Origin of the sequence: Pseudomonas sp. PKS, assembly GCF_051913525.1 — a bacterium.
In the GTDB taxonomy this organism is placed as follows: domain Bacteria; phylum Pseudomonadota; class Gammaproteobacteria; order Pseudomonadales; family Pseudomonadaceae; genus Aquipseudomonas; species Aquipseudomonas guariconensis_D.
Genome location: NZ_JBEGDO010000006.1, coordinates 197355 through 211436 on the forward strand (window position 1 = coordinate 197355; position 14082 = coordinate 211436).

Consider the following 14082-nt stretch of genomic DNA (forward strand, 5'->3'; position numbering starts at 1 on the left):
CATTAAGACATTTTCTCGATAAATTGTACACAATTTTTTGAACCCCTCTTACACAACCTTCTCGCCCTCCCGATAAATACGACATTCACCGCAAAGACAGGCCGGATGCCGACCTTGATGTCGTTATCTGACCGTTCGGGCAGGTTTCTTGCAATCGATTCCCAGCCGACAAAAGGGAAGAAATGCGGAAAAACAGGCTTACAAATGATTTAAGAAGTTGTATACAATCACCCTCATCCGGTGGTGCGACATCCCGACGCGGTCCGCCCACCACCCGCACTAACGTACAAGAAGGAAGACTGCAGTGAGCGCTGACTACCCTCGCGACCTGATCGGTTACGGCAACAACCCACCTCACCCGCACTGGCCGGGGAACGCACGCATCGCTCTGTCCTTCGTGCTCAACTATGAAGAAGGTGGCGAACGCAACGTCCTGCACGGTGACAAGGAGTCCGAAGCCTTCCTGTCCGAGATGGTTGCCGCTCAGCCTCTGCAAGGCGTGCGCAACATGAGCATGGAATCGCTCTACGAATACGGCAGCCGTGCCGGCGTCTGGCGCCTGCTCAAGCTGTTCAAGGAAACCGGCGTCCCACTGACCATCTTCGCCGTCGCCATGGCTGCCCAACGCCACCCCGACGTGATCCGCGCCATGGTCGAAGCCGGCCACGAGATATGCAGCCACGGCTACCGCTGGATCGACTATCAGTACATGGATGAGCAGCAGGAGCGCGAGCACATGCTCGAGGCCATCCGCATCCTCACCGAACTGACCGGCGAGCGCCCGCTGGGCTGGTACACCGGCCGCACCGGCCCGAACACCCGCCGCCTGGTGATGGAGGAAGGTGGCTTCCTCTATGACAGCGACACCTACGACGATGACCTGCCCTACTGGGAACCGAACAACCCGACCGGCAAGCCGCACCTGGTGATCCCCTACACCCTGGACACCAACGACATGCGCTTCACCCAGGTCCAGGGCTTCAACTGCGGCGAGCAGTTCTTCCAGTACCTCAAGGACGCCTTCGACGTGCTCTACGCAGAAGGCGCCGAAGCGCCGAAGATGCTTTCGATCGGTCTGCACTGCCGCCTGGTCGGCCGTCCGGCTCGCCTGGCCGCGCTCAAGCGCTTCGTCGAATATGCCAAGAGCCATGACCAGGTCTGGTTCGCCCGCCGCGTGGACATCGCCCGCCACTGGCACGCCACCCACCCGTACAAGAACGAGAACGCCTGATGACCGCCTTCAAGACCCTCAAGCCATCGACCCTGGACCGCGACGCCTTCGTCAAGGCCTTCGCCGACATCTATGAGCACTCGCCGTGGGTTGCAGAAAAAGCCTACGACCTGGGTCAACTGGGCGAACTGAACGAGATCGAGGCGCTGCACCAGCGCATGAGCGACATCCTGCTCAGCGCCAACCATGAGGATCAACTGGCGCTGATCAATGCTCACCCGGACCTGGCCGGCAAGGCCGCCATCCAGGGCGAGCTGACCGAGTCCAGCACCAATGAACAGGCCGGCGCCGGTATCCACCAGTGCACCGCCGAAGAGTTCGCCCGTTTCACCGAACTCAACGACGCCTACAAGGCCAAGTTCAAGTTCCCGTTCATCATGGCGGTCAAGGGCAGTAACCGGCACCAGATCCTGGCCTCCTTCGAAAAGCGCATCCACAACGACGCCGATGCCGAATTCAAGGAAGCCCTGGCGCAGATCAACCTGATCGCCCTGTTCCGCCTGCTGCAACTTTAAAAGATGGTGCGATGGCCGCCCCGAGCGCGCGACACACTCGCCCTGGGGCTCGGCCCACACCCTAAACAGAACACAGAACAAAGAGATAACCGCATGCGCACTTTAGTGATCGAGCCCCTGACCAAAGAAGCCTTCGCCCCTTTCGGTGACGTGATCGAAACCGACGGCAGCGACCACTTCATGATCAACAACGGTTCGACCATGCGCTTCCACAAGCTCGCCACGGTCGAAACCGCCGAGCCCGAGGACAAAGCGATCATCAGCATCTTCCGCGCCGACGCCCTGGAGATGCCACTGACCGTACGCATGCTGGAACGCCATCCGCTGGGCAGCCAGGCTTTCATCCCGCTGCTCGGCAACCCCTTTCTGATCGTGGTCGCGCCAGTTGGCGATGCACCTGTATCAGGCTTGGTCCGTGCCTTCCGCAGTAATGGCAGGCAGGGCGTTAATTACCATCGCGGCGTCTGGCACCACCCGGTGCTGACGATCGAAAAGCGGGATGATTTCCTGGTGGTTGATCGCAGTGGTTCTGGCAACAACTGCGACGAGCATTACTTCACCGAGGATCAGATGCTGATCCTCAATCCCCACCAATAAGAAAAGGTCGGTCATCGTCTCGGTGATCGGCAAGAGGTACATACTGTGGAAGCACACCTTCACGAATGGCTGAACCTGAGCATTCGCTGGGTTCACATGATCACCGGTATCGCCTGGATCGGTGCATCGTTCTACTTCGTCTGGCTGGAAAACAACCTGAACCGGAGCAATCCGCGCGAAGGTCTGTCGGGTGACCTCTGGGCCATCCACGGCGGTGGTATCTACCACCTTGAGAAGTACAAGCTCGCACCGCCGAAGATGCCCGAGAACCTGCACTGGTTCAAATGGGAAGCCTATTTCACCTGGATGTCCGGTATCGCCCTGCTCTGCGTGGTGTTCTACTGGAACCCGAGCCTCTACCTGCTGGCGCCCGGCAGCACCCTGAGCGGTGCCGAAGGCGTGGCCATCGGTGTCGGCTCGCTGATCGCCTCCTGGTTCATCTACGACTTCCTGTGCGATTCGCCCCTGGGCAAACGCCCTGCCCTGCTCGGCGCCGTCCTGTTCGTGCTGATCATCGCGGCCTGCTTCGGCTTCAGCCTGGTGTTCAGCGGTCGTGGTGCCTACCTGCACACCGGCGCGATCATCGGCACCATCATGGTCGGCAACGTGTTCCGCATCATCATGCCGGCCCAGCGCCAGCTGGTGGCAGCCATCGAGAAGAACGAAACCCCTGATCCGGTCCTGCCGGCCAAGGGTCTGCTGCGTTCGCGCCACAACAACTACTTCACCCTGCCGGTGCTGTTCATCATGATCAGCAACCACTTCCCGAGCACCTACGGCAGCCAGTACAACTGGCTGATCCTGGCCGGGATCGCAGTGGCCGCGGTACTGATCCGTCACTACTTCAACACCCGTCACGAAAGCAACAAGTACGCCTGGACCCTGCCTGTCGGCGCCCTGGCGATGATCTGCCTGGCCTACGTGACAGGTCCCAAGCCGATGCCGACCGCACCTGAGCAAGCCGCGGCGAAGGTCGAGTACCAACCGCTGCCAGCGACTGCCATCGGTGGCAAGACCGCTGCCGAGCAACGTGCCGAAGACGCCGCCAAGGCTGCCCAGGCACCTGCTGCCCCGGCCGAAGCACCTGCCCAGGCAACCGCCCAGGCCGCCCCAGGTGGGTTCGAGAAGATCCACACTGTCATCCAGGAACGCTGCACCGTGTGCCACTCGGCCAAGCCGACCAGCCCGCTGTTCAGTGCCGCACCTGCCGGCGTGATGTTCGACACTCCGCAGCAGATCCAGGCCCAGGCCGCGCGCATTCAGGCGCAGGCTGTCGCCAGCCAGATCATGCCGCTGGGCAACATCACCCAGATGACCCAGGAAGAACGCAACATGGTCGGTGCCTGGATCGCCAAAGGCGCTCCGGTCAACTGATCGAAGCCGCAAGCTTCAAACCTCAAGCTGTAAGTAGTAGGTAACAAGCAAGCATCGAGCCCTGAGCCTCAAGCGGGAACCCCAAGCTTTTTCTTGAAGCTTGCCGCTTGAAGCTCGCGGCTTGGATCCGAGAATAAAAACAAAACTCGAGGTGCTGCATGTCCGAGTCCCGCAAGGCGTACATCCCCGTTGCGCCCCCACGACAGCCTCTGCCCCTGTTCCAACTGATCCTGGTGGGTCTGCAACATGTACTGCTGATGTACGGAGGTGCGATTGCCGTGCCTTTGATCATCGGCCAGGCCGCCGGACTGTCTCGTGAAGAAGTCGCTTTCCTGATCAACGCCGACCTGCTGGTCGCTGGCGTTGCCACCATGGTCCAATCGTTCGGTATCGGTCCCGTCGGCATTCGCATGCCGGTGATGATGGGTGCCAGCTTCGCTGCCGTCGGCAGCATGGTCGCCATGGCCGGCATGCCCGGCGTAGGCCTGCAAGGGATCTTCGGCGCGACCATCGCCGCCGGGTTCTTCGGCATGCTGATCGCCCCGTTCATGTCCAAGGTCGTGCGGTTCTTCCCGCCGCTGGTCACCGGTACCGTCATCACCTCGATCGGCCTCTCGCTGTTCCCGGTTGCGGTCAACTGGGCCGGTGGTGGTCATGAAGCCGATACCTTCGGCTCGCCGATCTACCTGCTGGTCGCAGGCCTGGTGCTGGCCGTGATCCTGCTGATCAACCGCTTCATGCGGGGGTTCTGGGTCAACGTCTCGGTGCTGGTCGGCATGGGCCTGGGCTACGTCCTGGCCGGTTCGATCGGCATGGTGGATCTCTCCGGCCTGTCCGAGGCACCGTGGCTGCAAGTGGTGACCCCACTGCACTTCGGCATGCCGACCTTCAGCCTGGCTCCGATCCTGTCCATGTGCCTGGTGGTGGTGATCATCTTCGTCGAGTCCACCGGCATGTTCCTTGCGCTGGGCAAGGTCACCGACCGTGAAGTCACCCCTGGCATGCTGCGTCGTGGCCTGATGTGCGACGCCGGTGCGTCGTTCGTTGCAGGTTTCTTCAACACCTTCACCCACTCCTCCTTCGCCCAGAACATCGGTCTGGTGCAGATGACCGGGGTACGCTGCCGCTACGTCACCATCGTCGCCGGCGCCCTGCTCATCCTGCTCAGCCTGTTGCCGAAGGCGGCCTTCCTGATCGCCTCGATCCCGCCCGCTGTACTGGGCGGCGCGTCCATCGCCATGTTCGGCATGGTCACGGCCACAGGGATCAAGATCCTTCAGGAAGCGGACATCTCCGACCGCCGCAACCAGCTACTGGTCGCGGTCAGCGTAGGCTTTGGCCTGATCCCTGTGGTCCGTCCGGAGTTCTTCGCGCAGATGCCACACTGGATGGAACCCATCACCCACAGTGGTATCGCCATGGCAACGGTCAGCGCTTTGGTGCTGAACCTGCTGTTCAACATCCTGGGTGGCGCCGAGCGCGCCGTGCATAACGCAGCCCACCAGCATTGAGCCAAGGGCGGCAATCCTGCCGCCCCGCTCTTTCATGCAGTAACCGCAACACCGGTGACCCACGCATGTGGGTCGCAGGGGGCGCTTGCGCGTCAAAAAACCACAAACAAAAACAAGAACCGGGAATCTCAACATGAAACGCATCACTTCGTCCCTGTTGCTGGGCAGCAGCCTGCTGGCCACCCTCCCCGCTGTCGCGGGCGACTTGTTGGAGTGGCACGGCGAAAGCCTGACCTACCTGTACGGCAAGGACTTCAAGGTCAACCCAGGCATTCAGCAGACGGTGACGTTCGAACACGCCAACCGGTGGAAGTACGGCGACACCTTCCTGTTCATCGACAAGACCTTCTACAACGGCCAGGCCGATGCCAACAAAGGCACTACCACCTACTACGGCGAATTCAGCCCACGCCTGTCGCTGGGACGGATCTTCGACCGCAACCTCTCGTTCGGTCCGGTCAAGGACGTACTGATCGCCATGACCTACGAGCGCGGTGAAGGTGACAACGAAGCCTATCTGATCGGTCCTGGCTTTGCCCTGAACGTGCCGGGCTTCAACTACTTCAACCTGAACTTCTATGTACGTAACACCGAAGGCAGCCGCCCGGGTGATAACGTCTGGCAGATCACGCCTAACTGGTCCTACACCATTCCCGTGGGCAAGTCCGACATTCTCATCGATGGCTACATCGACTGGGTGGTGGACAACGACCAAACCCGTCGTGGCACCTACCACGCCAACCTGCAGTTCAACCCACAGGTCAAGTACGACCTGGGCAAGGCGTTGAACTGGGGCGCCAAGCAGCTGTATGTGGGTATCGAATACAGCTACTGGAAAGACAAGTACGGCATCGACAACAGCGGCAACATCGACAGCAACCAGAGCGTCACCAGCGCCCTGGTGAAAGTACACTTCTAAAAGTTGACTCTCTGTTCAGGTTTTATGCCATAGTTACTCCCGGACGGAGTACTTGAGGCCAGGCGCGCAAGTGGGTAATCTGCGCGCCCCCTCGATCAGGGCAGGAAGGATCCTGCCCGCGTTTACTGACCGCTCAGTCAATGAATTAGGGCGGTTGGCCAACGTGTTGCCAGCCTGAAACACCCATTTCATCCGTTCAGAACGTAGTCGAGCAGGATGGTTGTGACCAACCGGAAATGTTGGCGCAGCTCTTGCCCATTAGCTGTGGCCAATCGAAAAAAACTGACTCAAAAGACAAAAAATGCGCCTCAAGAGCGCTGACAACAGATCCACTCAAGGGAGCGACCTGCGCAATGCGTACCATCAACAGCCTGATTCTTGCCGGCGGCCTGCTGGCGTCCGGTGCCAGCTTCGCCGGCGATCTGCTGCAATGGCAGAACAACAGCCTCACCTACCTGTGGGGCAAGAACTTCAAGGTGAATCCTGAAACCCAACAGACCGTCACCTTCGAACACGCCGACGGGTGGAAATACGGCGACAACTTCATCTTCGTCGACAAGATCTTCTACCAAGGCAAGAAAGACGCGAACAACGGCCCCAACACCTACTACGGCGAGATCAGCCCGCGCCTGTCGTTCGGCAAGATCTTCGACCAGAAGCTCGAGTTCGGCCCGATCAAAGACGTGTTGCTGGCCATGACCTATGAGTTCGGCGAGGGCGACACCGAGTCCTACCTGATCGGTCCCGGCTTCGACCTGGCCATCCCAGGCTTCGACTACTTCCAGCTGAACTTCTACCAGCGCACTACCGACGGCAGCCGTCCGGGTGACAACGTCTGGCAGATCACCCCGGTCTGGTCCTACACCATTCCCGTAGGTTCGTCGGACATCCTCATCGACGGCTTCATGGACTGGGTCGTGGACAATGACGAGAACCGCCGTGGCGACTACCACGCGAACCTGCACTTCAATCCGCAGGTCAAGTACGACCTGGGCAAGGCGCTGAAGGTGGGCGAGAAGCAGTTGTACGTAGGTATCGAGTACGACTACTGGAAGAACAAGTACGGCATCAAAGACAGCGATGGCTTCACCACCGATCAGAACACCATGAGCTTCCTGCTCAAGTACCACTTCTGATGCACTGAAACGTAACAGCGCCCCTAAAAGGGGTCGCTGTTACGTTTAATCCAGAAACATCATTATCCTCGTAACTTCCCACGTCGCGCTAGCGATAGAAAGAACTTGTCTTGGAAATCAAGAATACGCTGGCAGGCAATACACCGCCCAGCCCCCACAGCGCTATTTCCACCTGATGATGTTCAAGCACTCTTAGAATATCCAGCACCAGCATTACGCTGCTTACCGCCAGCGCCAGACCGAACATCGCACAACACTTCACCAGCTCCTCGATACCGATGCCTCGCTGGAGGAAATGCAAGCCCAGCGCACCCCACGCCAGCACCAGGAACAGATAAAGCGCGAGATGATAGACATCGTACGTCAACACATTACCGAACATGAATAAGTCCCCTTCCTTGCGAAATAAAGAAACGCCTACGCTATAAAAGCGAAATTTCCTACATCAAGCTGCGCTTTTTTGACAATTCTTTTGCAAATGCACTGTTAGCTTAGTTGCCGTCATGCATCCGTAAGAATATAGGAAAATTTCATGCGCGCATCGCTCGCTGCCCCCTGGCGTTTTCTCCTGCTACTTTGCTCACTTTGGTTCGGCATATTTGTGCTGACTCGACTCACACTGCTCATCACGCATCTGGATGAGTTTCAAGGCAACTACGTCTCGTTGTTCTTCAGTGCCACGCTGTATGACGTGAGTTTCCTCGCCTACGCTGCCCTGCCGATGAGCCTGTACCTGGCGCTCTGCCCCGCAGTGCTGTGGCGCTCTCGTGCACATCGCGGCTTGTTGCGCATCGTGCTGGCGACGAGCCTGTTCCTGATGCTGTTCGTCGCTGTGGCGGAATGGCTGTTCTGGGACGAGTTCGGCGTGCGCTTCAACTTCATCGCGGTCGATTACCTGGTGTATTCCAAGGAAGTGCTGGACAACATCCGCGAGTCCTATCCGATCCCGACGCTGCTCAGTGCCCTGGCGGTCACTGCCGTGGTGCTCACCTTGCTGCTGCAAAAGCCCTTTGCCTGGGCCCTGTCGGGACCGGCGAGCGATAGGCGCCAACGCCTGCTGGGGGTTGCCACTGTGGCGGGGCTCTGCGCAGTGGCGGCGCTAGCAATCGACCAGCAGTTTCCCCGTGGGCAAGACGGTAATGCCTACCAGCGTGAACTCGCCAGCAACGGGCCATATCAGTTCTTTGCCGCCTTTCGAAACAACGAGCTCGACTACACCCAGTTCTATGCCAGTCTCGGCGCGGACGAGGTCGGTGCCCAGATGCACAAGGAACTGGCCGAAGCCAACGCCCGCTTCCACGCAGGCGAGCCTCAGGATATCCGCCGACACATCACGGCCAGCGGCCCACAGCGAACCCCGAATATCATTCTGGTGACGATCGAGAGCTTCAGCGCCAAATACATGGGCAGCAACGGTGATGCTCGCAATCTCACCCCCAACCTCGATGCCTTACGTAGCCAGAGCCTGTACTTCAATAACTTCTATGCCACCGGCACCCGCACTGATCGCGGCCTGGAAGCGATCACTCTGTCGATTCCACCAACCCCGGGACGTTCGATCGTCAAGCGCATCGGCCGCGAGAGTGGCTATGCCAGTCTTGGCCAGCAACTGTCGGCGGTGGGCTACGACGCAGTGTTCGTCTATGGCGGGCGTGGCTATTTCGACAACATGAACGCCTTCTTCGGTGGCAACGGGTACCGCATCGTCGACCAGAGTAGCGTCGATGAAAGCGAAATCACCTTCAAGAATGCCTGGGGTATGGCCGACGAAGACTTGTATCATCAGGCAATAAAGCTGGCAGATGCCGATCATGCCAAGCAGGTACCGTTCTTTCTGCAATTGATGACCACCTCCAACCACCGCCCATACACCTACCCGGACGGTCGGATCGACATTCCCTCGGGCGAAGGCCGAGAAGGTGCGGTGAAGTACACCGACTATGCGATTGCGCAGTTCCTGCGCCAGGTCCAGGACAAGCCCTGGTTCGACAATACGCTGTTCGTCTTCGTCGCCGACCACACCGCCGGCAGCGCTGGCGTGGAAGACCTGCCGGTGAACAACTACCAGATCCCACTATGGATCTACGCCCCCAAGCTGATCGAGCCACGCGAAACGTCAATGCTGGCCAGCCAGATCGACCTGGCCCCGACGCTGCTTGGCTTGCTCAACTTGAGTTATACCTCGACGTTCTTCGGTCGTGACCTGCTGCGTAACGACGAACTGCCGCCACGTGTGCTGATTGGCAACTACCAGCACCTGGGCCTGTTCGACGGCAAGGACCTGGCCATTCTCAGTCCGCGCGGCGGTTTGCGAGTCCATGAGGATGCCTTGGGCAACAGTCGTGAACTCAAGGTTGGCGACGACAACCCGCTCATCCGACGGGCGATCACCTATTACCAAAGTGCTGCCTATGATTTCAGCAACGGCCTGCTGGCCTGGAAACCACAGCAGGAAGAAAACATAACGGTCAGCCCCTGATCGCCCGCCAGATCCTGGACACGACACCGACCGCGGCCAGCACCACGGCGCCGGCGATCACGCCGGCCACGCCATTGAGCAGGCCGCCGGTCAACGACCCGCCCCGCCCTTCGCTGAATGCCTCGATGGCGTGATGCAGCGGCTCGATGCCATGCACCAGGATGCCTCCACCGACCAAGAACATGGCCGCGGTGCCGATCACAGAGAGGCTTTTCATCATGTACGGCGCAGCCCGCAGGATGCCATTGCCCACGGCGCGGGCCAGGCTGGACGTCTTGGTCGTCATCCACAAGCCCAGGTCGTCGAGCTTGACGATGCCGCCCACCAAGCCGTAAACGCCGATGGTCATCACCACGGCGATGCCCGAGAGCACGACGATCTGCTGAGTCAGCGGCGAATCGGCGACGATGCCCAGGGTGATGGCGATGATTTCCGCCGAGAGGATGAAGTCGGTGCGCACCGCACCCTTGATCTTGTCTTTCTCATAGGCCACCAGGTCGATGTTCGGATCGGCCAGGGCCTCGTTGCGCGCGTTGTGCTGCGCCTGGTCTTCGTCCTTGCTGTGCAGGAACTTGTGCGCCAGCTTCTCGAAGCCCTCGAAACACAGGTAGGCACCGCCGAGCATCAGCAAGGGTGTCACCGCCCAAGGGATGAACGCACTGATCAGCAGGGCCGCCGGCACCAGGATCGCTTTGTTCACCAGCGAGCCCTTGGCCACCGCCCACACCACCGGAATCTCGCGATCTGCGCGCACCCCGGTGACCTGCTGGGCGTTGAGTGCCAGGTCGTCGCCCAGCACCCCCGCGGTCTTCTTCGCCGCGACCTTGGTCATCACCGAAACGTCGTCGAGCACCGTGGCGATGTCGTCGATCAGTACCAGTAGACTGCTTCCTGCCATGTTTGCCTGCATCCCGTGGATTGAGTGGGTCGATTCTAGCCGAAAGAGGCCGCCTTGAGCGCCCGACAAGGCGGGTGCTACCATGCCGAACCCTCTCTTAGAGGTGGCCAGACAAAGGAAGATTCCCGACATGAGCACCATTCGCGAGCGCAACAAGGAGCTGATCCTGCGCGCGGCCAGCGAAGAATTCGCCGACAAGGGCTTCGCCGCCACCAAGACCAGCGACATCGCCGCCAAGGCCGGCCTGCCCAAGCCGAACGTCTATTACTATTTCAAATCCAAGGAAAACCTCTACCGCGAGGTCCTTGAAAGCATCATCGCGCCGATCATGCAGGCCTCCACGCCGTTCAATGCCGACGGCGATCCCAAGGAAGTGCTCAGCGGCTACATCCGCTCGAAGATCCGCATCTCCCGCGACCTGCCCCACGCCTCGAAGGTGTTCGCCAGCGAGATCATGCACGGTGCCCCGCACCTCTCGCCCAACCAGGTGCAACAGCTCAACGACCAGGCGCGGCACAACATCGAGTGCATCCAGCACTGGATCGAGCGCAAGCAGATCGCCCCGGTCGACCCGCATCACCTGATGTTCAGCATCTGGGCGGCGACGCAGACCTATGCCGACTTCGACTGGCAGATCTCCGTGGTCACCGGCAAGCCCAAGCTGGCCGACAGTGACTATGACGCGGCGGCCGAGACCATCATCCGGCTGGTGCTCAAAGGCTGCGAGCCCGAAGCCGCCTGACACGATTGCGGGGTTGCGATGCAGCCCTTTCGCGACAAAAAGCCGCACGCAGCTGACGTCATGCCCTCTGCGAAAAAAGGCCGCTCCCCAGGTACAACGCCCCCTATGAGGGCAGCGATGAACCTAGGGGAGCGGCCTTTTTTCGCGACAGGCCGCGCGAAGCGGCCCGCGGATTCGAAAACTTATGCAGCTACGCCAGCGTCGGCCTTCAGCCCCGCCTCCTCGATCGCACTGATCGCGCATTGCTCGTCGATATCCGACGTATCCCCGCTGATCCCTACCGCACCCAGCACCTTGCCCGCCTGATCACGAATCAGCACACCACCAGGCGCCGGTACCACCGGGCTCTCGCCCAAGCCATTGAGCGCGGCGAAGAATGCCGGGCGTTGCTGCGCATCCAGCGCCAGCAGGCGCGAGCCCTTGCCCAGGGCGACGGCCCCCCAGGCCTTGCCCATGGCCACCTGCGGCCGCAGCAGGCTGGCGCCATCCTCCCGCTGCAGCGCCAGCAGGTGCCCGCCAGCGTCCAGTACCGCCACCGTCAAGGGAGCGGCGTTGATCTTGCGACCCGCTGACAGCGCGGCGTTCACCAGGCTGACGGCGACTTTAAGGGTCAATGCGTTCATGGAAAGGTCCTCTTCTTGTTGTGAGAAGCCCTAAGGGCAGTTGAAAACCGGATAGAGACAATAGAACACAACGGAGAGATTTTTTGTATACAATAATTTTAGACGATCGTGCACGATCAGACGAAACGCCGTTTTCACAGGCTTCCCGACGAAAGCCACTTCCGCTGATGAAAATGGATTGACCTAAGGCGCCGAGCGTGAATACACTCTGTCGCAAAGCAAGTTGTATACAATTACAAAATCGATGAGGCACAAACCATGAGCAAAATGAGAGCAATCGATGCAGCCGTTCTGGTCATGCGCCGTGAAGGTGTAGATACCGCGTTCGGCATCCCGGGGGCTGCTATCAACCCGCTGTACTCGGCCCTGAAGAAAGTCGGTGGCATCGATCACGTCCTCGCTCGCCACGTCGAAGGCGCTTCCCACATGGCCGAGGGTTACACCCGCGCCAACCCGGGCAATATCGGTGTGTGCATCGGCACCTCCGGCCCTGCCGGTACCGACATGGTGACCGGTCTGTACAGCGCTTCGGCCGACTCCATCCCAATTCTGTGCATCACCGGCCAAGCGCCTCGTGCTCGCCTGCACAAGGAAGACTTCCAGGCCGTTGATATCACCAACATCGTCAAGCCGGTCACCAAGTGGGCCACCACCGTTCTGGAACCAGGCCAGGTGCCTTACGCCTTCCAGAAGGCCTTCTACGAAATGCGCACCGGCCGCCCAGGCCCTGTGTTGATCGACCTGCCGTTCGACGTGCAGATGGCCGAGATCGAATTCGACATCGACGCCTACCAGCCGCTGCCAGTCCACAAGCCAGCCGCCAGCCGTGTCCAGGCTGAAAAAGCCCTGGCCATGCTCAACGAAGCCGAGCGTCCGCTGATCGTTTCCGGCGGTGGCGTGATCAACGCCGATGCCAGCGAGAAACTGGTCGAGTTCGCCGAGCTGACCGGCGTACCGGTCATCCCGACCCTGATGGGCTGGGGCACCATTCCTGACGACCACCCGCAGATGGTCGGCATGGTCGGCCTGCAGACTTCGCACCGCTACGGCAACGCCACCTTGCTGAAATCCGACCTGGTGTTCGGTATCGGTAACCGTTGGGCCAACCGTCATACCGGTTCCGTCGACGTCTACACCGAAGGCCGCAAGTTCGTTCACGTGGACATCGAGCCGACCCAGATCGGTCGCGTTTTCACCCCGGACCTGGGCATCGTCTCTGACGCAGGCGCCGCACTGGATGCCTTCCTGGAAGTGGCCCGCGAGTGGAAAGCCGCCGGCAAGCTCAAGTGCCGTCGCGAGTGGCTGGAAGACTGCCAGCAGCGCAAGTCGAGCCTGCAGCGCAAGACCCACTTCGACAACGTGCCGGTCAAGCCGCAGCGCGTCTACGAAGAAATGAACCAGGTCTTCGGCAAGGACACCTGCTACGTCAGCACCATCGGTCTGTCGCAGATCGCTGGCGCCCAGTTCCTGCACGTGTACAAGCCGCGTCACTGGATCAACTGCGGCCAGGCCGGCCCGCTGGGCTGGACCATCCCGGCTGCCCTGGGTGTGGTCAAGGCAGACCCTTCGCGCAAAGTCGTCGCGCTGTCCGGTGACTACGACTTCCAGTTCATGATCGAAGAGCTGGCGGTAGGCGCCCAGTTCAACCTGCCGTACGTCCACGTGCTGGTGAACAACGCCTACCTGGGCCTGATCCGCCAGGCGCAGCGTGGCTTCGACATGGATTACTGTGTACAACTGGCGTTCGAGAACATCAACGCCACCGAAGCGGGCAGCTACGGCGTCGATCACGTGGCCGTGGTCGAAGGCCTGGGCTGCAAGGCACTGCGCGTGTTCGAACCGGCTGAAATCGCCCCTGCCCTGCTCAAGGCGCAGAAGATGGCCGAAGAGTTCCGCGTGCCGGTGGTGGTCGAGGTGATCCTCGAGCGCGTGACCAACATTTCCATGGGTACCGAAATCAACGCGGTCAACGAGTTCGAAGACCTCGCCCTGGTCGGCAACGACGCGCCTACCGCGATCTCGCTGCTGGACTGACCGCCTGACGCCCCCGCGCCGGC

Annotated in this window: 13 protein-coding genes; 10 read left to right on the forward strand and 3 right to left on the reverse strand. The window is 60.3% G+C overall.

Annotated features, from left to right (window positions below):
* Positions 1 to 304: 304 nt before the first annotated feature.
* The 7 genes from puuE (at position 305) to ABOA88_RS09055 (ending at position 7283) form a co-directional block, all read left to right on the forward strand.
* A complete protein-coding gene (gene puuE, locus ABOA88_RS09025; RefSeq protein WP_043214851.1) occupies positions 305 to 1231 on the forward strand; it encodes an allantoinase PuuE in 927 nt (308 codons plus the stop codon).
* Positions 1231 to 1746: a 2-oxo-4-hydroxy-4-carboxy-5-ureidoimidazoline decarboxylase gene (gene uraD, locus ABOA88_RS09030; RefSeq protein ID WP_196169022.1), complete on the forward strand. Its 516-nt coding sequence runs from the start codon at positions 1231 to 1233 to the stop codon at positions 1744 to 1746. The genes puuE and uraD overlap by 1 nt, the downstream gene beginning before the upstream one ends.
* Positions 1747 to 1839: 93 nt before the next feature.
* Positions 1840 to 2343 (forward strand): ureidoglycolate lyase, encoded by a 504-nt coding sequence (locus ABOA88_RS09035; RefSeq protein ID WP_043214855.1) that lies wholly within the window; start codon positions 1840 to 1842, stop codon positions 2341 to 2343.
* A 45-nt stretch (positions 2344 to 2388) separates the two neighbouring features.
* Complete coding sequence (locus ABOA88_RS09040; protein WP_196169021.1) at positions 2389 to 3717, forward strand: urate hydroxylase PuuD; 1329 nt, start codon at positions 2389 to 2391, stop codon at positions 3715 to 3717.
* A 158-nt stretch (positions 3718 to 3875) separates the two neighbouring features.
* On the forward strand, positions 3876 to 5228 hold the full coding sequence (locus ABOA88_RS09045) for a nucleobase:cation symporter-2 family protein (RefSeq protein WP_043214859.1): 1353 nt from the start codon (positions 3876 to 3878) through the stop codon (positions 5226 to 5228).
* A 133-nt stretch (positions 5229 to 5361) separates the two neighbouring features.
* Positions 5362 to 6147: an outer membrane protein OmpK gene (locus ABOA88_RS09050; RefSeq protein ID WP_196169020.1), complete on the forward strand. Its 786-nt coding sequence runs from the start codon at positions 5362 to 5364 to the stop codon at positions 6145 to 6147.
* Positions 6148 to 6500: 353 nt separating this feature from the next.
* Entirely contained in the window at positions 6501 to 7283 is a 783-nt protein-coding gene (locus ABOA88_RS09055) for an outer membrane protein OmpK (protein ID WP_043214863.1), read from the forward strand.
* Positions 7284 to 7371: 88 nt separating this feature from the next.
* Here ABOA88_RS09055 and ABOA88_RS09060 read toward each other — a convergent pair whose 3' ends face one another.
* Complete coding sequence (locus ABOA88_RS09060) at positions 7372 to 7665, reverse strand: hypothetical protein (protein ID WP_196169019.1); 294 nt, start codon at positions 7663 to 7665, stop codon at positions 7372 to 7374.
* A gap of 150 nt (positions 7666 to 7815) precedes the next feature.
* On the opposite strand from ABOA88_RS09060, the gene ABOA88_RS09065 reads away from it, so the two are divergent.
* Positions 7816 to 9762, forward strand: coding sequence for an LTA synthase family protein (locus ABOA88_RS09065; RefSeq protein ID WP_367851269.1), 1947 nt, complete (start codon positions 7816 to 7818; stop codon positions 9760 to 9762).
* On the opposite strand, the gene ABOA88_RS09070 is transcribed toward ABOA88_RS09065, so the two are convergent.
* Positions 9752 to 10660, reverse strand: a complete 909-nt coding sequence (locus tag ABOA88_RS09070) for a DUF808 domain-containing protein (protein ID WP_196169017.1) — start codon at positions 10658 to 10660, stop codon at positions 9752 to 9754. The two genes, ABOA88_RS09065 and ABOA88_RS09070, sit on opposite strands and share 11 nt — an antisense overlap.
* A gap of 130 nt (positions 10661 to 10790) precedes the next feature.
* Between ABOA88_RS09070 and ABOA88_RS09075 the strand changes: the two genes are divergently transcribed.
* Positions 10791 to 11402: a TetR/AcrR family transcriptional regulator gene (locus ABOA88_RS09075; RefSeq protein WP_196169016.1), complete on the forward strand. Its 612-nt coding sequence runs from the start codon at positions 10791 to 10793 to the stop codon at positions 11400 to 11402.
* Positions 11403 to 11584: 182 nt separating this feature from the next.
* Here ABOA88_RS09075 and ABOA88_RS09080 read toward each other — a convergent pair whose 3' ends face one another.
* On the reverse strand, positions 11585 to 12025 hold the full coding sequence (locus ABOA88_RS09080; protein WP_043214867.1) for a GlcG/HbpS family heme-binding protein: 441 nt from the start codon (positions 12023 to 12025) through the stop codon (positions 11585 to 11587).
* Positions 12026 to 12283: 258 nt separating this feature from the next.
* Between ABOA88_RS09080 and gcl the strand changes: the two genes are divergently transcribed.
* Entirely contained in the window at positions 12284 to 14059 is a 1776-nt protein-coding gene (gcl, locus tag ABOA88_RS09085) for a glyoxylate carboligase (RefSeq protein WP_043214870.1), read from the forward strand.
* The last annotated feature ends 23 nt before the right edge of the window (positions 14060 to 14082 follow it).

Coding starts and splice junctions, on each gene's coding strand:
- uraD (WP_196169022.1), top strand. CDS start 1,231: ATGACCGCCTTCAAGACCCTCAAGCCATCGACCCTGGACCGCGACGCC.
- ABOA88_RS09035 (WP_043214855.1), top strand. CDS start 1,840: ATGCGCACTTTAGTGATCGAGCCCCTGACCAAAGAAGCCTTCGCCCCT.
- ABOA88_RS09045 (WP_043214859.1), top strand. CDS start 3,876: ATGTCCGAGTCCCGCAAGGCGTACATCCCCGTTGCGCCCCCACGACAG.
- ABOA88_RS09050 (WP_196169020.1), top strand. CDS start 5,362: ATGAAACGCATCACTTCGTCCCTGTTGCTGGGCAGCAGCCTGCTGGCC.
- ABOA88_RS09055 (WP_043214863.1), top strand. CDS start 6,501: ATGCGTACCATCAACAGCCTGATTCTTGCCGGCGGCCTGCTGGCGTCC.
- ABOA88_RS09060 (WP_196169019.1), bottom strand. CDS start 7,665: ATGTTCGGTAATGTGTTGACGTACGATGTCTATCATCTCGCGCTTTAT.
- ABOA88_RS09065 (WP_367851269.1), top strand. CDS start 7,816: ATGCGCGCATCGCTCGCTGCCCCCTGGCGTTTTCTCCTGCTACTTTGC.
- ABOA88_RS09070 (WP_196169017.1), bottom strand. CDS start 10,660: ATGGCAGGAAGCAGTCTACTGGTACTGATCGACGACATCGCCACGGTG.
- ABOA88_RS09075 (WP_196169016.1), top strand. CDS start 10,791: ATGAGCACCATTCGCGAGCGCAACAAGGAGCTGATCCTGCGCGCGGCC.
- ABOA88_RS09080 (WP_043214867.1), bottom strand. CDS start 12,025: ATGAACGCATTGACCCTTAAAGTCGCCGTCAGCCTGGTGAACGCCGCG.
- gcl (WP_043214870.1), top strand. CDS start 12,284: ATGAGCAAAATGAGAGCAATCGATGCAGCCGTTCTGGTCATGCGCCGT.